Here is a 17836-nt window from a genome sequence, read left to right on the forward strand (position 1 = left end):
TTATTTCTCCCTGTTTCTCAACAATTCTCTGGCTTGCGTCAGGGCTGCTTCTGTCACATCATCACCTGCCAGCATCTTGGCAACTTCTTCCACTCGCTCTTCAACCGTCAAGAGACGAACAGTCGAAACTGTTGAATGATCATTGCTAATCTTCTCAATAAAGAATTGATAATCCGCAATCGCAATCACTTGTGGTAAATGGGAAATAGCTAGAACCTGACCATGCTGGCCAATCTTGTGAATCTTCTGAGCAATAGCCTGAGCTACACGACCTGAAACTCCTGTATCCACCTCATCAAAGACAATACTAGTCTTGCCCTCTTTACGAGAAAAGGCAGACTTAATTGCTAGCATGAGACGGGATAATTCCCCGCCAGACGCAACCTTAACCAAGGGTTTAAAGTCTTCACCAGGGTTGGTTGAAATGTAAAACTCGACCATTTCATTTCCCTCACGACTGAATTTGCCCTTGCTAAAACGAACCTGAAACTGGGCTTTTTCCATATAAAGATCTTGTAGTTCTTGTTTAATCTCAGCTTCAAGCTGCTGAGCCAAGGCATGACGAGCAGATGCAAGCTGACCCGCCAAGTCGACAAGGTTAACTTCCAATTTCTTAAGCTCAGCTTCCATGTCCTCAGACGAGAGGTTATTGCCTGTCAAGAGGTTGTATTCTTCCGTAATCTTGGCGAAATAGAGCAAGACATCGTCAACAGTCCCACCATACTTACGAGTAATAGTATGAAGGAGGTCCAAACGATTCTCGACCTGCATGAGGCGATTACCATCAAAATCTAGATCCTCAATGATTGCTTCCAAACGTTTGCTAATGTCTTCTAAGACATAGTAGGTCTCAGACAGAGAACTCGAAATTTCACGGTATTCAGGGTCATACTCTTCGACACTTTCCATGTCATTCATAGCTGAACGAACATTGGCCAGACTTGAAAACTCTTCATTATCTAACATACTGTAGGCATTGGTCAATGTATCCGCAATGTTTTTATGGTTGAGGAGCTTCTCTCGCTCTTGGTTTAGAGCCAGGTCTTCTCCAGCCTGCAAGTTTGCCGCCTCAATCTCTGCCATTTGAAATTCCAACATTTCAATACGAGCCTTGTGTTCCTGTTGGTTTTTCTTGACTTCCAAAACCTGCTTACGCATTTTTCGATAGGCATCAAAACTCGTTTGATAGGTTTCTTTTAGGTCCCAAAAAGCTACGTCACCGAATTCATCCAACATCTGGATATGCAGTTGAGGGCGCATTAACTCTTCTTGGTCATGCTGACCATGAATATCTACCAGATGTTGCCCAATAGCACGCAAAACAGATAGATTAACCATCTGGCCATTGACACGACTAATACTCCGACCATTTTGCAAGATTTCCCGACGGATGATAATTTCATCCCCCATTTCTAAACCTTGCTCATCAAAAATTTCCTGTAAAAGGCGACTATTCTCAACTGAGAAAAGCCCCTCTATCTCTGCCTTTGGCGCACCATGACGAATAACATCTGTCGTCGCACGAGCTCCCAACATCATATTCATGGCATCAATGATAATTGACTTCCCTGCACCCGTTTCACCAGTCAGGACAGTCATACCTTTCTCAAAATTGAGGGAAATAGCCTCAATAATGGCAAAGTTTTTTATCGAAATTTCAAGTAACATACAGACCTACCAATTTTTTACTTGTTCAAAGATTTCCTCAGCTAGACTTTCACTTCTTGCAATGACTAAAATCGAGCTATCATCAGCTAAACAGCTAAAAATCTTGTCCGCAAAAGTCTCAATTAACTGAGCTTTTACAAAAGCTGTATTTCCTGGAATGACTTGGAGATTGATCATCTTATCCATCAATTCAGCCGATTCGATATTGTCTTCAGCCAGTTGCAAACTTTTTACGATTGATTTTGGCAATTCATAGACATAGGTGTTGTCTCTCAAAGGAATTTTGACAATGCCTAGCTCTTTGATATCTCGGGATACCGTTGCCTGAGTGGCAGTGATGCCCGCCTCTTTCAAATGTTCTACAATTTCTTCTTGCGTACCGATTTGATAATCTGTCACAAATCGTCTAATTTTTTCAAGTCTCTCTTTTTTATTCATTTTTAAATTGACTATGCGCCCTCTCTACTACTTCTTCAATCTCAGCAAGAACCTGATTGCTTGCTGACTCTTCTTTTTTCAAATACGCTAAAAATTCAATATTGCCATGACCACCTTGGATGGGAGAAAAGTCCAAACCAAGAACTGAAAATCCTTCCTCTACTGCCATAGCTGTGACAGATTCAAGAACATTCTGATGGACTTTGGCATCGCGAATAATTCCATTTTTCCCAATCTGCTCACGTCCTGCTTCAAACTGGGGCTTAACCAAAGCCACAACCTGACCTTGATCTGCCAATACACGGTGCAAGGCCGGAAGAATCAGACTGAGGGAAATGAAACTCACATCAATACTGGCAAAGCTCGGTTCCTTTTCGAAATCAGTCTTTTCTGCATAGCGGAAATTGAACTGCTCCATGCTAACCACCCGTGGGTCTTGGCGTAGTTTCCAAGCTAATTGATTGGTACCAACATCAACTGCAAAGACTAACTCAGCACCATTTTGCAGCATAACATCGGTAAAGCCACCAGTAGAGGCCCCGATATCAATCGTTGTAGCTCCTTCCACTGACAAATCAAAGACCTGCAAGGCCTTTTCTAATTTCAAGCCACCACGGCTGACATACTTGAGTTTTTCACCCTTGAGTTTCAGCTCAGTGTCGTCCGGGATTTTCTCTCCTGGCTTGTCAAACCGTTCTCCATTAAGGACTGCTACGACTAAGCCAGCCATTACACCACGCTTGGCCTGCTCTCTCGTTTCAAACAAGCCCTGTTTATAAGCTAGTACATCCACTCTTTCCTTAGCCATTGATCCTCAAACTTTCTACTACACTTACAATCGATTCTATTTCAAAGGGAACCTGCTGGGCAATTTCTTCTAATTTGGCATTAGCTTGATCCAAAGTTTGATTGCAAAAGTCAATAGCCTCTTCCAAGCCCAACAAGGCTGGATAGGTTGACTTTTCTGCCTGTATGTCCTTTTGTGGTGTCTTGCCAATTTCTTCAAAACTAGCGGTCACATCCAGTACATCATCTCGAACTTGAAAAGCAAGCCCAATCAATTCACCAACAGTTTTCAGCTTCACCTGCATCTCAGGTGCCAATTCGGCTATAATAGCAGCCGCTTGAAAGGGATAGGCTAGTAGTTTCCCAGTCTTATTAGCATGAATGGTCTGGAGTTCTTCCAAAGACAAGTGCTGGTGTTCGCCCTCCATATCCAAAACCTGTCCTGCTACCATGCCCAGACTTCCTGATGCAAGAGATAGGTTGGCTATCAAGTCTACCTTGATCTGACTTGGCAAATCTGCCTGCGCTATCAAGGCATAAGGATCTAGGAACAAAGCATCTCCTGCCAAAATGGCCATTGCTTCTCCAAATTTCTTGTGATTGGTTAACCGCCCTCGACGGTAATCATCATCATCCATAGCTGGAAGATCATCGTGAATCAAACTACCTGTATGAATCATTTCCAAGGCCGCAGCCACCTGCGCATGAGCAGGTTTAATAGCGACCTGCAAGGCTTCCAGAACTTCTAACAAGAGAAAAGGTCGAATACGCTTGCCGCCAGCATGAATGGAATAGAGAACAGATTCTCGCAAACTAGAGGCAAACTGCTGGTCTCCATAAAAGTCTTCCAAAGCAGACTCAACAAGAGCTAATTTTTCTTGCTTCTTCATTCAAAATCACTTTCTGTTCCATCTTCTTGCATGACCTTTACCAAGGTCTTTTCAGCCTTGTCCAATGTCGCTTGAAGCTCTTTTGACAAGACCATGCCCTTTTGAAAGGCAGCAATGGCATCTTCCAGAGCAATTTCACCATTTTCCAAACTTTGGACAATAGTCTCCAGTTCTGCTAGATTTTCCTCAAATTTCTTTTGTTTTGACATCTTTAACCTCTAATTCTACTTGACCATCTCGCATCAAAAGCGTCACTTGGTCTTTTTTCTTCAAACTATCAACTGAATCTACAACGGACTCTTCTTTTTTGACAATAGCATAACCACGCGCCACAATTCGACTTGTATCTAACATCAGCAAGGCTTCCGAAAGTCGCTTCACTTCAGCAACCTTGGCATCATAAACCAGCGCCATTTGGCTACGGAGGAGCTTGTCCAACTGACCTAGACGGTCTTGAGAGCGTTGAATTTTGGTAACAGGTGATAATTGAACCAGTCGATGTATCCTTGCTTGAACGACTTGTTTGTTATCAGAAATCCGTGTACGTAAACTTTGTTTTAAGCGCAGTTGTAGTTGATCCAAGCGTTGCAAATAGCCATCATACAAGCGCTCTGGCTGTCTAAAGATAACAGACTGACTGCATTTTTTCAAAGCTTCTTGTTTCTTAGATAGGACATTTCGGACTGCCGTTGCCATTCGTTTTTCCTGATTTTGCAAATGTGCTAACACATCCAACTTGGTCACAGGTGTTGCCAGTTCAGCTGCCGCCGTTGGCGTCGCAGCCCGTCTATCTGCCACAAAATCCGCCAAGGTCACATCCGTCTCATGTCCCACACTAGAAATGATTGGCAAGCGAGATTCAAAAATAGCCCGTACCACAATCTCTTCGTTAAAGGCCCAGAGATCCTCGATAGAACCTCCACCACGACCAATAATCAGCAAATCCAAATCGTCACGTTGATTGGCACGCGCAATATTTCGAGCAATTTCTTCTGCTGCTCCATCTCCTTGCACCTTAGTTGGATAAAGTAGGATATCGACACCTGGAAATCGCCTGCTGACGGTCGTGATAATATCTCGAATAACGGCTCCACTGCGACTGGTTACTACACCAATTCTCTTAGAAAATTGGGGCAGAGGTTGCTTGAAGCGTTCTTGAAACAGGCCTTCTTCTGTCAATTTTTTCTTGAGTTGTTCAAACTGAATCGCAAGCGCCCCAACCCCATCAGGCTCTGCCTTTTCAATGATGATGGAGTAGCTACCACTTGGTTCATAGACCTGCACACGCCCAATCACATTGATTTTCATTCCTTCTTCTAGGTCGAAACCTAATTTCTGATAAACCCCAGACCAAATAGTCGCTTGAATAACTGCATGGTCATCCTTTAGGGAGAAATATTGGTGAGTAGGTCGTTTACGAAAGTTGGAAACTTGACCAGTTAAATAGACCCGTTCCAAGTAAGGGTCTTTATCGAATTTCATTTTCAGATATTTGGTCAAAGTTGTTACCGATAAATACTTTTCCATCTCCACCTACTATTCATTTCCTTGCTCTTTCATGGGTATTATTATACCAAAATTATGCCTAAAAATCTTCATTTATGTACCATTATAAGGGAAAAATAGAAAAAGGAGGCAAGGCCTCCACATCTGATTATTTGCTGTTTCGAGCTTCTTCCAAAATCTTTGCAATCTTGGTCGTCAAAAGGTCAATAGCAACGGTATTGCTAACCCCTTCAGGAATGACGATATCAGCATAACGCTTGGTTGGTTCGATAAACTGATGGTACATTGGTTTAACCACGCCTAAGTACTGGTCAATAACGCTATCAAGACTACGGCCACGCTCTTCCATATCACGCTTGATCCGACGAATAATGCGCACATCATCATCCGTATCCACAAAAATCTTGATATCCATCAAATCGCGCAGGCGCTTGTCCTCTAAGACCAAAATCCCCTCAACGATAAAGACATCTTGAGGCTCCTGACGATAGGTCTTGCTGCTTCGTGTATGCTCTGTATAGTCATAAGTCGGAATATCCACTGGACGCCCTGCCAACAATTCCTTAATCTGCTCAATCATCAAGTCTGTATCAAAAGCAAAAGGATGGTCATAGTTGGTTTTGACACGCTCTTCAAAGGTCAAATGAGACTGATCCTTGTAGTATGAATCATGCTCAATCATGGAAATCTTTTCATCAGGGAAATGCGATAAAATGGCTCTTGAAACACTGGTCTTACCTCCACCAGAACCACCTGTCACTCCGATAATGATTGGTCTATTTTGCATGCTATCCTCCGTTTTTTTATCCGTCGTCTATTCTATCATAATTTTTGGGAAATTTATAGTCTGATTTGCATAGTCTTAGGGAAACATTTCCAATCCCTACACCCAGTTAGACTAGCTAAAAACCTTCCTTGGCTTGTAGAGATTGTCCCTTTTTTCTAAAATAGCTAGCAATTTATCTCCCTCAAAGGCAGCTAATTCTTGGTCTGTTTGGGCGAGCTCGATAAAACGACCAAAGCGCACTTCTGTAGCCTCTTCTGAACTTAGAAAAACTTTGACGAGGTCTCCTGTCCCAATCTCTAGAGGATGGAGAAAGTCCAGTTGACCAATCTCCACTCTTTCAGCAATTTCTTCCAATGTAAGAGCATCTTCAAGCTGTAGACCGGCAGCACTAGTCCGTGTCAAATGTGACATATGGGCCGCATAGCCAAGTTTTTCTCCCAAGTCAACCGATAAGGTACGAATATAGGTTCCCTTGCTACATTTCACACGAAAAGTGAATCGTGCAAGATGACCCTCATAAGAAATCGGACTTGTCCGTTCAAATTGATAAATGGTCACCTGACGTTCTGGACGCTGCACTTCCTGACCAGCACGCGCATACTCATAGAGCTTGCGACCATTAACCTTAACCGCAGAGTACATAGGCGGAATCTGAGTAATAGACCCAGTCAAACTAGCGATTGCTTCATCGACAAGATTTTCATCCAAGGGCGACAAAACGGATGTCTCAGCGACCACTTCCCCACTAGCATCCTCTGTCGTCGTGGAATAGCCCAGAGTGATTTCCCCCTCATAGACCTTGCCCTCATCCTGCATAAATTCGACCATGCGTGTCGCTTTGCCAACCGCAATGGGCAAAACACCCACCACATCCGGATCCAAGGTTCCACCATGACCAATCTTCTTGGTTCCCAAAATCTTACGCAGTTTAAAAACCGCATCATGCGAGGTCATGCCCGCTTCTTTTTTTAAGTTGATAATACCGTTCATTCATTAACTTTCTAAAAATACTAAAACTCTCTTTTGAAAATTCTTACTCTGTTCATAAAGTGCATGGCTGCACTCTGGCAACTTATTGATGCGACTAAAAACATAAACTTTATAAACCTTGACCAATTCTCGGTAAGTTAAAGCTAGCATTTGTGCCATGCCCCTAACTGTCTGTAATCCATCCCCCAACCCTGGTATGATAACGAGAGACTTCTTTCCTTTACCAAAGGCCAGATAATCCATGCCCTTGTCGTTAAAATATAAGTTTTTCCCTTTTGTTGAAGATATTACTTCGTTCCCTCTACTATTTTTTCATGATTTATCTATGTTGAGTTTTTAAATGCAAGGCAAAGCCGGCAGTCACTTTTTCAAATCCAACTGCCTGATAAAACTGATGTGCAGCATTTCGTTCAGCGGTTAATCCACTATTTAGAGCCAGTGCCTCAACTCCTTCTTTTACCGCTTGTTTTTTCAATGCATCGATTAGCATACTAGCAATTCCTTGTCGTCTTGTTTCTTTTGCAACTGACAAAGCTAAAATACGATAGTAAGATCCATCTGCTTCAAAAAAGAAGAGCTTCGCATAACCTAAGAAACCTAAAATTTCTCCGTTTCTTTCAGCTAGAAGACAGCCATAATGTGGTTGAGAAAGAATCATTTCTAAACGTCGAGACAGTTTAGAAGCGGTCGTTGGATAGCCCAAGTCTTCGTATAGAGACAGTAGTGCTTCAGCATCTTTCATTGTTGCTTTTCGTATCTGCATAGGATCCTCCTATTCCCCCTTCAATGCTTCAAACTTCGCTTTCATGGTTGGATTTTTTCGGGTCAATTTTTTGACGGAAACATCTTCCAATTTATTGTTTGCAAGGCGGAGTTGGTTTTCAGATGTTGTTAGGAACTTTTTAACCTCTTCCATGCGCTTAATGGCCTTGTCGATTTCATCAATAGCTTTTCCAAAGTTGGTCGAAGCTGAATTATAGTTCTTGGCAAAGGCTAGTTTAAAGGCATCCAAATCTTCCTCAAAATGAGTGATGTCAATATTTTGCTCCCGAACCAAGGCCAACTCTTGCTTGTATTTTAGGGAATTTAGCGACGCATTACGCAAGAGCCCAATCAACTGGATAAAAAACTGAGGGCGAACCACATACATCTTTTCATACTCGTGGCTGACGTCAACAATCCCTGTGTTAAAGTAGTCGTTATCAGCTTCAAGCATGGTCACCAAAACGGCATACTCACAGTTCTTCTCCCGACGGTCCTTGTCTAATTCCTTGTAGAAATCCGCGTTCTTGTGCTTCTTCTCTGTTCCATCTGCTTCATTTTTCATCTCAAACATGATGGAAATAATTTCGACTCCATTTTCATCACATTCACGGAAGATAAAGTCCCCCTTAGACCCACGCGCTGAAACCTTGTTATCCTTCTCAAAGTAAGCATTTGGAAAGGCAAAGCTGCGGACCTTGTTAAACTCACTCTCTGCATACTGTTCCAGACTTTCCCCAATCGCTTTTGTAGATTGTTGGGCTTTGAAATTCTTATAAAATTCGACTTGTTCACTAACTGCCTTGAGCTGGGCTTCGTAGTTTTGCTTGAGGGAAGTTAGAGATAACTCATTTTCTTTTTCTTGTAATAGGAGCTGATTTTTGACCTGATCGCGTTCTTTTTCTAGGTCAGAAAGGGTCTTTTGTAGTTGATTTTCATGCTCCAAACGCAAGGTAGCCAATTGGTTTTCCAAGGCCTGTACTTCCTTATCCTTAGCCAATAAGGCCTGATGGCTTGTCTGTTCAACCTCTTTCTTGGCCAATTCTTTTTCTGTATCAAAGTTTTGGATTTGACTCTGCAATTGCGCGATTTCTTGGTCTTTTTGAGCTAGTTTAGACTGTTGTTCATTCATAGCCTTTTGCTCAGCCAAGGCCAGTTCCTGCTTCATCCTATCGTGTAGTTCCTTATCAAACTCTGCCGTTCTCACTTGGGACAAGAGTTCGGCATACTGACTCTCATTTACTGTAAAGACTTCCCCACAGTTAGGACATTTGATTTCGTTCATATCGTTCCTCTTTCTAGACTTCTTTAACCATTATATCATGCCTGAGGGAAAATCAAAAACAGTGAGTCGAAACCCACTATTTATCTTCTTTTACTTTAAATTTTTTCCAAGGCCAAGCGCAAATCTTCGATCAAATCATCTACATTTTCAAGTCCGATTGACAAGCGGATTTGGTTTGGTGTGACACCTGCTGCTTCCAGATCTTTTTCTGACAATTGACCGTGAGTGGTTGTGGCTGGGTGGACAACAAGAGACTTGGCATCTGCCACGTTTGCAAGATCAGAGAAGATTTCTAAATGATCAATTACCTTGCGTGCTTCTGCCTCGCCACCTTTGACATGGAAGGTAAAGATTGAGCCCACACCTTTTGGTAAGTATTTCTCAGCCAAGGCATGGTAAGGACTATCTGCAAGTTTTGGATAATTTACCTTTTCTACCTTAGGATGATTGACAAGGAAATCAACAATTTTCTCTGCATTTTGTACATGGCGTTCCACTCGAAGTGACAGGGTTTCAAGTCCTTGGAGTAACAAGAAGGCATTAAATGGCGACAAGGCCGCACCTGTATCACGGAGCAATTGAACACGGACTGCGATAATAAAGGCTGCTGCACCCACATCACGAGTATAGCTCAAATTGTGGTAGCTTGGGTCTTCCTCAACAAATTGAGGGAATTTTCCTGAAGCCGCCCAGTCAAAACGACCACTATCGACAATCACTCCACCAATAGTCGTACCATGCCCACCGATAAACTTAGTCGCAGAGTGAATGGCAATATCTACACCGTGAGAAAAGACGTTAATCAAATAAGGTGTAGCAAAGGTATTGTCAGAAACGAGTGGAATCTGATGCTTATGAGCAATCTCTGCCAATTTTTCCAAATCTGGAATGTTAATCAAGGGGTTGCCCAAGGTTTCAATCAAGACAAGCTTGGTATTGTCATTGATTGCTGCTTCCACTTCCTCCAAATTATCAATATCGACAAAGGTTGTTGTAATCCCATAACGAGGAAGGGTTTCTTTCAAGAGATTGAAGGTTCCGCCGTAAATAGTTGAGGCCGCTACAACATGGTCTCCAGCATGGGCAAGCGCTAAAATCGTATAAGTCACCGCGGCCATCCCTGATGCGGTTGCAAGAGCTCCAACACCACCTTCAAGAGCAGCGATTCTTTCTTCAAAGGCCGCTGTTGTAGGATTGGTAATACGAGTATAGATATTTCCTGGTTTTCTCAAGGCAAACAAATCCGCACCTTCCTGCGTATCATCAAAAACAAAGGATGTTGTTTGATAAATCGGCACTGCACGAGACTTGGTAGCTGGATCCACAACTTGACCAGCATGCAGTTGCAAAGTTTCAAATTTAAAATCACGAGTCATAAGGCGACCTCCAAATAGTTTGATTAAAGATATTGTAGCACCTTAAGGTATAGTTTACAAATATCAGTTTTCTATATTTTGATATAGTAAATAACTATTACCTTATTTTAAAAATGAAAAAAGCACGACTCAATCGTGCTCATTTTCTTAATCTACATAAGTATCTTCATTTTTATTGAGGAAGGCATATGGAAGACCCATCAAGAGGCCTCCTCCGATAAAGTTTCCGATGAAGGTTACACCCCAGTGGCGAAGCATATTTCCAATACCGAAGTTGGCAATTGAGTCAGCAGCAACACTGAATTTTACAATCGCGAAAGAAGCAAAGTTCGCAGCAATGTGCTCGTTTGTTAAGAATACAAACATGTAAATCGCTGATAAAACGAGCCATAGTTTAGCACCACCATCTTTGACCAAAACAAATGAAAGAATCGCAATATTTACGAAAATATTTGCCAAAATCGCCTCAAGCAAGATTAATTCATTTGAACGGCCTAACTTCATCTCAACAACCCCTGAGATGAAACTATCGTGAGTCAGATGTGCATAGGCTGCTGAGTGGGCAAAGCCCCAACCTGCTATCAAAGCCCCGATAAGGTTGAACAAGGTACAGTAAAGTAAAATCTCAGCTGTTTTTCTCCAAGAGATTTTTTTCAAGAAACTACCAGCAGTCAAGAACATCATGTTTGATGTTACCAACTCGGCATTCAAGAAAACAATGTAGGCCAAGCCCCAAGCAAAGACAAATGGGAAGAGGAAACGTCCACTACCTGGTGCAATTTTATTAATCAAGTCAGCTCCAACTGCACCAGCAGCAGTACTGAAGGTTAAAAATGCACCTGCAAACATAGAACGAATCGCATACTTAAATTTGCTTTGACTATAAAGACTTTCTTTCTTCTTGCAAGCAAATTCAATCTTTGAGATAAATTCTGAAGAAACCATAATAAACTCCTAAAAATTTTTTACCTGATAATTATATCACAAACTTTCAATATTAGGAAGCGTTTTCTGTATTTCATAACAGTTTATTTTGAAATTCAATCTATAAAAAATCAGTAAAACCTAAGATTTTACTGATTTATCTTTAATAACGTTGTTTATATGGTTGATTGAAAGCTGTTAGAATTTCTTCAGGTGTTTGTGAATAATCTTTTGTATCTTTCAAGTCACCTTTTACGATAATACGTTCTGTCGCATCATAGTCAACACAGGTTACAAGTGTGATTTCATCAACTCCAGTACGGTCATCAATCTCATCAACGCGATCTGGAGTCACATGCTTCACTTCACGGATTTCATAGGTATAAACTTTATCCTTATCAGTTAGATAAATTTTCATCCCATTTTTAGCGCGTGATAATGGAGAAAAGAGCATTTGGCTGGCGTTCTCCGCCGTGAAGATATGATGGCTCGCAAGGGAATAGTTTCCTTTCCCCATCACTTGATCACGCTTCATTGTACCAGCTCCATAGAAAAGATTGACATTATCCAGTCCCTTAAAAATAGGCAAGTTAATTTCTACCTCAGGGACAGCAATTCCACCGATAACTGGCAATTTTTGCGAATCCCATTGTGAGGACAAGACAGCTTCTGACGAGATGGCTTTTACGGAATCAAAGTCAAAATTCCCTTCTGTATCTTGATTTTCTTCCAATTTTTCTTTTGATACCTGGCTGACTTGGTATTTATTGGTATTCCAAACCATGAACATATCACGAATTTTTGAATTGAAAATCAAAGCTATTGACAAGATGATTAAGAATCCTGCCAAGATATTGATTAGTAAATTTTTACGGTTTGTTTTCTTTTTATTCTTTTTATGAGACATTATGCTTCACCTTCTGTTTCGTTTTCTGTCCCAACTTCTTCTTTTTCTGCAGCTGCAACCGTAGTAAAGGTTACAATTTTAGCATCTTGATCTAGGCGCATCACTTTAACTCCCATAGTTGAGCGACCTGTTTGTGAAATATTGGCAACATTGGTTCTAATCATGACACCAGTATCAGTGATAATCATCAAATCTTCATCGCCTTTAACGGTCATAAGACCAGCAAGAGAACCGTTCTTTTCTGTAATCTTAGCGGTTTGCATCCCTTTACCACCACGACCTTTAGTTGGATATTCGGTCGCAACTGTGCGCTTACCATACCCCTTTTCTGTGATGATAAGAACCTCGTCCTGGTCTGTAATCACACTAGCACCAACAACTGTGTCTCCGTCACGAAGGTTAACACCTTTGACACCCGTAGCGATACGACTCATACCACGAACTGCTGATTGATTAAAGCGAACTGAATAACCAAACTTGGTACCAATGATAATATCCGTGTCCTCTTCTGTCAGCAAGACATTAATCAACTCATCTTCATCCTTGAGGTTTAAAGCCTTAAGTCCATTTTGACGAATGTTAGCAAATTCCTTAACGCTGGTTCTCTTCACAATACCATGACGAGTTGTGAAGAAGAGGTAAGCATCATCGCTGCGTTCAGATTCAACATTGATGATGGTCTGAATACTTTCACCTTCATCCAATTTCAAAAGATTGACGATTGGCAAGCCCTTAGCTGTACGGCCATACTCAGGAATTTCATAGCCTTTCAGGCGATAGACACGTCCTTTATTTGTAAAGAAGAGTAGGTGATCATGGGTGCTAGTTGACACTAACTCACGAACAAAATCATCATCCTTAACGCCGGTTCCTTGGACACCACGACCACCACGTTTTTGAGCCGTAAATTCAGCTTGGTCCAGACGTTTGATGTAGCCTTTGTTTGACAGTGTAATCAAGACATCTGATTCTTCAATCAAGTCTTCATCTTCGAGACTTAAGACTTCACCGACCATCAAATCCGTACGACGTTGATCGCCAAACTTACGCTTGACTTCATCTAATTCATCTTTGATGATTTGAGAAACACGCTCTGGCTTAGCAAGAATATCTGCCAAATCCGCAATCAGAGCCAAGAGGTCATCATACTCAGACTGAATCTTATCACGTTCCAAACCTGTCAAACGACGAAGACGCATATCAAGGATAGCCTGACTTTGGCGTTCAGAAAGCTTGAACTTGCTCATCAACTCAGCTTGTGCTTCCGCATCCGTTTCACTAGCACGGATGATACGAATCACTTCGTCGATATGGTCTAGCGCAATTAAGAGACCTTCTAAGATGTGAGCACGTGCTTCTGCTTTTTCCTTATCAAAACGAGTACGACGAACAACCACTTCTTTTTGGTGCTCGATATAAGCATCCAAAATCTGACGAAGGGACAAAATCTTGGGTACACCATTTTGGATAGCAAGCATATTGAAACCAAAGTTGGTTTGCATCTGGGTCATCTTGAAGAGATTATTAAGGATAACATTGGCTGAGGCATCGCGCTTGACCTCAATAACAAATCGAACCCCTTCGCGGTTTGACTCATCACGAACTGCTGTAATACCCTCAATGCGTTTTTCCTGAACCAAACGAACAATATGCTCATGCACCTTTGTTTTATTGACCATATAAGGAAATTCTGTTACAACAATACGCTCACGGCCAGTCTTAGTTTCTTCAATTTCAGTACGAGAACGAAGGACAATAGAACCTTTACCTGTTTCGTAGGCCTTATGAATACCTGATTTCCCCATAACAAGAGCACCAGTTGGAAAATCTGGTCCAGGCAGGACTTCCATCAAGTCCTTAGTGGTCACTTCAGGATTGTCCATGACCAACTTCACTGCATCAATGGTTTCACCAAGGTTATGAGGTGGAATATTGGTTGCCATCCCAACCGCAATACCAGTTGCTCCATTAACCAAAAGATTAGGAAAACGTGCTGGCAAGACCAAGGGTTCACGTTCATTGGCATCATAGTTATCAACGAAATCAACTGTATTTTTGTTAATATCACGAAGCATTTCCAGAGCAATCTTGCTCATACGTGCCTCAGTGTAACGCTGGGCGGCAGCACCATCACCGTCCATGGAACCAAAGTTCCCATGACCATCTACAAGCATGTAACGGTAACTCCACCATTGAGCCATACGGACCATGGCTTCATAGATAGAGGAATCCCCGTGTGGGTGATATTTACCCATGACATCCCCTGTAATACGAGCAGATTTTTTATGGGGTTTGTCTGGAGTAACACCCAGTTCATTCATTCCGTAGAGAATCCGACGGTGGACGGGTTTCAAGCCATCTCGAACATCAGGAAGAGCCCGCGCTACGATAACACTCATAGCGTAGTCAATAAAGCTCGTCTTCATCTCCTTTGTCAGATTGACATTCACTAAATTTCTATCCTGCATTAATAAATGCCTCATTTCACTATTAGTAATTAACTATATTATACCATAATGTCCGCTATATTTCAGGTATCTAAAACCACTAAAACGTTTACATCAAGAACTCTAATGCATATCCGTGACAAAGCTTTTTAAAAGTGATAAAATTGAAATAACTGGGGAAATCCCTGAATAAAATTAAGGAGATGTTTAGAATAATGACTTCAACTAAACAACACAAAAAAGTTATCCTTGTCGGTGATGGTGCTGTAGGTTCTTCTTACGCTTTTGCACTTGTTAACCAAGGAATTGCACAAGAGCTTGGAATTATCGAAATTCCACAATTGCATGAAAAAGCTGTTGGTGACGCGCTTGACCTTAGTCACGCCCTTGCCTTCACTTCACCTAAAAAAATCTATGCAGCTCAATACTCTGACTGTGCAGACGCTGACCTTGTTGTAATCACTGCAGGTGCGCCTCAAAAACCAGGTGAAACTCGTCTTGACCTTGTAGGTAAAAACCTTGCTATCAACAAATCAATTGTAACTCAAGTTGTTGAATCAGGTTTCAAAGGTATCTTCCTTGTTGCTGCTAACCCAGTTGACGTCTTGACTTACTCAACTTGGAAATTCTCTGGATTCCCTAAAGAACGCGTTATCGGTTCAGGTACTTCACTTGACTCAGCTCGTTTCCGTCAAGCACTTGCTGAAAAATTGGATGTTGATGCTCGTTCAGTCCACGCCTACATTATGGGTGAACACGGTGACTCTGAGTTCGCTGTTTGGTCACACGCTAACATCGCTGGTGTAAACCTTGAAGAATTCCTTAAAGACACTCAAAATGTTCAAGAAGCTGAATTGATTGAATTGTTCGAAGGTGTTCGTGACGCAGCTTACACAATCATCAACAAAAAAGGTGCAACATACTACGGTATCGCAGTAGCCCTTGCTCGTATTACTAAAGCAATCCTTGACGATGAAAACGCAGTACTTCCACTTTCAGTATTCCAAGAAGGTCAATACGGAGTTAAAAACGTCTTTATCGGTCAACCAGCTGTTGTTGGTGCACATGGTATTGTTCGTCCAGTAAATATCCCATTGAACGACGCAGAAACTCAAAAAATGCAAGCATCTGCAAATGAATTACAAGCTATTATTGACGAAGCTTGGAAAAACCCAGAATTCCAAGCTGCTTCTAAAAACTAATTTAGATAGTAATAACTCCTTGAGTCATCAGGGAGTTATTTTTTATCTGTTTCTAAACTAAACCTTTTATGAAGGTTGCGAAAATAAAATTAGGATCCCAATAAAACTGATATGACACAACTTTTAAAGAAGCTAAGCAGCCCCATCAAATCAAAACTCACATTATGAAAGTATGGAGCAAGCAGTATTTGACGAACTTGATACCGTCGCATTAAATCGAAAGTAAAAAGTTTTGCCCCATTTGTGCTCCATAGACAAAAAAAGAGCCCATCATACAGGCTAGAAAGCTTGATATGATAGGCTTTTTAATGTTAGATTAACGTACTGTACGGATACGCATTGTGTTTGTACGAACAGCTTCTCCAACTGGTACACCAGCTACGATAACGATATCGTCACCAGATTGTACAAGTCCTGCTTCAACTGCTTTACGTTCAGCGATTTCGAACATATCGTCAGTTGAAGATGGAGCGTCTGTCAACATTGGGATAACACCCCAGTTCAACATCAACCCACGTTCTGTCAATTCGTCGAATGTCAATGCCAAGATATCAGCATTTGGACGGTATTTAGAGATCAAACGTGCAGTGTGACCTGTCTTAGTAAGAGTTACAACCAATTTAATGTCCATTGAGTTAGTAGCATCTTTAACAGCTGAAGCCATTACTTCTGTCTTAGAGTTACGTTCAAATGAATCTGAGTTCAAACGTCCGTATTCGTTAAGAAGAGTTTGAGCGTTCTTGTCGATTGTAGCCATTGTAGTTACTGACTCAAGTGGGTATTTACCATTTGCAGACTCACCTGAAAGCATTGTTGCGTCAGTTCCATCGATAACAGCGTTAAATACGTCTGATACTTCTGAACGAGTTGCACGTGGTTTTTCAGTCATTGTTTCAAGCATGTTTGTTGCAGTGATAACAACTTTACCAGCAGCATTGACTTTCTTGATAATCATTTTTTGGTAAACTGGAACCATTTCGAATGGTACTTCGATACCCATGTCACCACGAGCAATCATGATACCATCAGCAGCTTCAATGATTTCATCCAAGTTGTCGATACCTTGTTGGTTTTCTATTTTAGCAAACAATTGAACGTGTCCGTTTCCAGTTTCTTTACAGATTGCACGAACTTCGTTCACGTCTTTTGCAGTACGTACGAATGAAATCGCGATGAAGTTAATTCCTTGTTCAAGACCAAAGCGGATATCGTCGTTATCACGCTCAGCAAGAGCTGGGAAAGGAATTTTAGTGTTAGGGATATTAACACCTTTTTGTTTAGCAATTACGCCATCGTTTTCAACTTCAACTTCAAACTCACGAGTTGCGTCATCTTTAGCAACAACACGAAGACCAAGTTTACCATCGTCAACCAAAACTTGACGACCAACTTCAACATCATCATAGATATCAAGAGCACCAGCAACGTTCAATGCAATCACATCACGAGTTGATTTGATTCCTTGTTTAGTCGCAACACGGATTTTTTCACCAGTTGTGTATGAATACTCTTTAGCTTCACCTTCGAACAATTCTGTACGGATTTCTGGTCCTTTTGTATCAAGAAGGAAACCAACTTTTTTACCTGCAAGTTTTTCTGCAAGTTTAACAGTTGCCATACGGTCACCTTGTTCTTGATGGTCACCGTGTGAGAAGTTGAAACGGAATGTGTTAGCACCAGCTTCAATCAATTTAGCAATGTTTTTAGCTGAAGCTTCAACATCAAGTTTTTCGCCCCAGTATCCGTCATCACCGAATTTTTTACCACCACGGATTTCTACCGCAGGTCCCAAAGTTGCAACGATTTTTACACGTTTGTTCATGATTTTTGTGACTCCTTTATATATGACCTTTTTGGTCTTATTAACA

General features: G+C 41.5%; 16 protein-coding genes and 1 pseudogene. 1 reads left to right on the forward strand and 16 read right to left on the reverse strand.

Translation table 11 applies throughout. From position 1 onward, the window contains the following. The 15 genes and pseudogenes from recN to gyrA all read right to left on the reverse strand — a co-directional run bounded on the left by recN (nucleotide 1) and on the right by gyrA (nucleotide 14787). A complete protein-coding gene (recN, locus tag ABKJ27_RS05085) occupies nucleotides 1-1668 on the reverse strand; it encodes a DNA repair protein RecN (protein ID WP_410011452.1) in 1668 nt (555 codons plus the stop codon). A 6-nt stretch (nucleotides 1669-1674) separates the two neighbouring features. Beyond that, the gene (locus ABKJ27_RS05090) at nucleotides 1675-2106 is read right to left on the reverse strand and encodes an arginine repressor (RefSeq protein ID WP_020900686.1); all 432 of its coding nucleotides are present in this window, start codon (nucleotides 2104-2106) and stop codon (nucleotides 1675-1677) included. Beyond that, nucleotides 2099-2914, reverse strand: coding sequence for a TlyA family RNA methyltransferase (locus ABKJ27_RS05095; protein ID WP_223330072.1), 816 nt, complete (start codon nucleotides 2912-2914; stop codon nucleotides 2099-2101). Before ABKJ27_RS05095 ends, ABKJ27_RS05090 begins: the two co-directional genes overlap by 8 nt. Next, complete coding sequence (locus ABKJ27_RS05100; RefSeq protein WP_060628418.1) at nucleotides 2907-3782, reverse strand: polyprenyl synthetase family protein; 876 nt, start codon at nucleotides 3780-3782, stop codon at nucleotides 2907-2909. Before ABKJ27_RS05100 ends, ABKJ27_RS05095 begins: the two co-directional genes overlap by 8 nt. Next, on the reverse strand, nucleotides 3779-3991 hold the full coding sequence (locus ABKJ27_RS05105) for an exodeoxyribonuclease VII small subunit (RefSeq protein ID WP_000043226.1): 213 nt from the start codon (nucleotides 3989-3991) through the stop codon (nucleotides 3779-3781). The genes ABKJ27_RS05100 and ABKJ27_RS05105 overlap by 4 nt, the downstream gene beginning before the upstream one ends. Further along, on the reverse strand, nucleotides 3969-5309 hold the full coding sequence (gene xseA, locus ABKJ27_RS05110; RefSeq protein WP_410011453.1) for an exodeoxyribonuclease VII large subunit: 1341 nt from the start codon (nucleotides 5307-5309) through the stop codon (nucleotides 3969-3971). The genes ABKJ27_RS05105 and xseA overlap by 23 nt, the downstream gene beginning before the upstream one ends. 127 nt (nucleotides 5310-5436) lie before the next feature. Further along, nucleotides 5437-6075, reverse strand: coding sequence for a uridine kinase (udk, locus tag ABKJ27_RS05115; protein WP_001181376.1), 639 nt, complete (start codon nucleotides 6073-6075; stop codon nucleotides 5437-5439). Between the two features lie 111 nt (nucleotides 6076-6186). Continuing rightward, nucleotides 6187-7065 carry a tRNA pseudouridine(55) synthase TruB gene (gene truB / locus ABKJ27_RS05120; RefSeq protein ID WP_410011454.1) on the reverse strand — a complete coding sequence of 293 codons (879 nt, stop codon included), beginning with the start codon at nucleotides 7063-7065 and terminating at the stop codon, nucleotides 6187-6189. 72 nt (nucleotides 7066-7137) lie between these two features. Next, nucleotides 7138-7353, reverse strand: a pseudogene (locus ABKJ27_RS05125) (alpha/beta fold hydrolase); the annotation flags it as partial. Between the two features lie 31 nt (nucleotides 7354-7384). Further along, entirely contained in the window at nucleotides 7385-7828 is a 444-nt protein-coding gene (locus tag ABKJ27_RS05130) for a GNAT family N-acetyltransferase (RefSeq protein WP_203180652.1), read from the reverse strand. Nucleotides 7829-7837: 9 nt separating this feature from the next. After that, nucleotides 7838-9112: a DUF2130 domain-containing protein gene (locus ABKJ27_RS05135; protein WP_410011455.1), complete on the reverse strand. Its 1275-nt coding sequence runs from the start codon at nucleotides 9110-9112 to the stop codon at nucleotides 7838-7840. A 95-nt stretch (nucleotides 9113-9207) separates the two neighbouring features. Then, entirely contained in the window at nucleotides 9208-10488 is a 1281-nt protein-coding gene (locus tag ABKJ27_RS05140) for an O-acetylhomoserine aminocarboxypropyltransferase/cysteine synthase family protein (RefSeq protein WP_410011456.1), read from the reverse strand. Nucleotides 10489-10635: 147 nt separating this feature from the next. Next, entirely contained in the window at nucleotides 10636-11433 is a 798-nt protein-coding gene (locus ABKJ27_RS05145; protein ID WP_020902891.1) for a formate/nitrite transporter family protein, read from the reverse strand. A 142-nt stretch (nucleotides 11434-11575) separates the two neighbouring features. After that, nucleotides 11576-12319 carry a class A sortase gene (locus tag ABKJ27_RS05150; RefSeq protein ID WP_023947195.1) on the reverse strand — a complete coding sequence of 248 codons (744 nt, stop codon included), beginning with the start codon at nucleotides 12317-12319 and terminating at the stop codon, nucleotides 11576-11578. Further along, a complete protein-coding gene (gyrA, locus tag ABKJ27_RS05155; protein WP_410011457.1) occupies nucleotides 12319-14787 on the reverse strand; it encodes a DNA gyrase subunit A in 2469 nt (822 codons plus the stop codon). The genes ABKJ27_RS05150 and gyrA overlap by 1 nt, the downstream gene beginning before the upstream one ends. A 194-nt stretch (nucleotides 14788-14981) precedes the next feature. On the opposite strand from gyrA, the gene ABKJ27_RS05160 reads away from it, so the two are divergent. Then, a complete protein-coding gene (locus ABKJ27_RS05160; RefSeq protein WP_000204729.1) occupies nucleotides 14982-15968 on the forward strand; it encodes an L-lactate dehydrogenase in 987 nt (328 codons plus the stop codon). 316 nt (nucleotides 15969-16284) lie between these two features. Here the strand turns inward: ABKJ27_RS05160 and pyk are convergent, their stop codons facing one another. Continuing rightward, complete coding sequence (pyk, locus tag ABKJ27_RS05165) at nucleotides 16285-17790, reverse strand: pyruvate kinase (RefSeq protein ID WP_410011458.1); 1506 nt, start codon at nucleotides 17788-17790, stop codon at nucleotides 16285-16287. Between the last annotated feature and the right edge of the window lie 46 nt (nucleotides 17791-17836).

The sequence above is a fragment of the Streptococcus sp. KHUD_011 genome, assembly GCF_046352925.1.
Lineage (GTDB): Bacteria > Bacillota > Bacilli > Lactobacillales > Streptococcaceae > Streptococcus.

Coding starts and splice junctions, on each gene's coding strand:
- recN (WP_410011452.1), bottom strand. CDS start 1,668: ATGTTACTTGAAATTTCGATAAAAAACTTTGCCATTATTGAGGCTATT.
- ABKJ27_RS05090 (WP_020900686.1), bottom strand. CDS start 2,106: ATGAATAAAAAAGAGAGACTTGAAAAAATTAGACGATTTGTGACAGAT.
- ABKJ27_RS05095 (WP_223330072.1), bottom strand. CDS start 2,914: ATGGCTAAGGAAAGAGTGGATGTACTAGCTTATAAACAGGGCTTGTTT.
- ABKJ27_RS05100 (WP_060628418.1), bottom strand. CDS start 3,782: ATGAAGAAGCAAGAAAAATTAGCTCTTGTTGAGTCTGCTTTGGAAGAC.
- ABKJ27_RS05105 (WP_000043226.1), bottom strand. CDS start 3,991: ATGTCAAAACAAAAGAAATTTGAGGAAAATCTAGCAGAACTGGAGACT.
- xseA (WP_410011453.1), bottom strand. CDS start 5,309: ATGGAAAAGTATTTATCGGTAACAACTTTGACCAAATATCTGAAAATG.
- udk (WP_001181376.1), bottom strand. CDS start 6,075: ATGCAAAATAGACCAATCATTATCGGAGTGACAGGTGGTTCTGGTGGA.
- truB (WP_410011454.1), bottom strand. CDS start 7,065: ATGAACGGTATTATCAACTTAAAAAAAGAAGCGGGCATGACCTCGCAT.
- ABKJ27_RS05130 (WP_203180652.1), bottom strand. CDS start 7,828: ATGCAGATACGAAAAGCAACAATGAAAGATGCTGAAGCACTACTGTCT.
- ABKJ27_RS05135 (WP_410011455.1), bottom strand. CDS start 9,112: ATGAACGAAATCAAATGTCCTAACTGTGGGGAAGTCTTTACAGTAAAT.
- ABKJ27_RS05140 (WP_410011456.1), bottom strand. CDS start 10,488: ATGACTCGTGATTTTAAATTTGAAACTTTGCAACTGCATGCTGGTCAA.
- ABKJ27_RS05145 (WP_020902891.1), bottom strand. CDS start 11,433: ATGGTTTCTTCAGAATTTATCTCAAAGATTGAATTTGCTTGCAAGAAG.
- ABKJ27_RS05150 (WP_023947195.1), bottom strand. CDS start 12,319: ATGTCTCATAAAAAGAATAAAAAGAAAACAAACCGTAAAAATTTACTA.
- gyrA (WP_410011457.1), bottom strand. CDS start 14,787: ATGCAGGATAGAAATTTAGTGAATGTCAATCTGACAAAGGAGATGAAG.
- ABKJ27_RS05160 (WP_000204729.1), top strand. CDS start 14,982: ATGACTTCAACTAAACAACACAAAAAAGTTATCCTTGTCGGTGATGGT.
- pyk (WP_410011458.1), bottom strand. CDS start 17,790: ATGAACAAACGTGTAAAAATCGTTGCAACTTTGGGACCTGCGGTAGAA.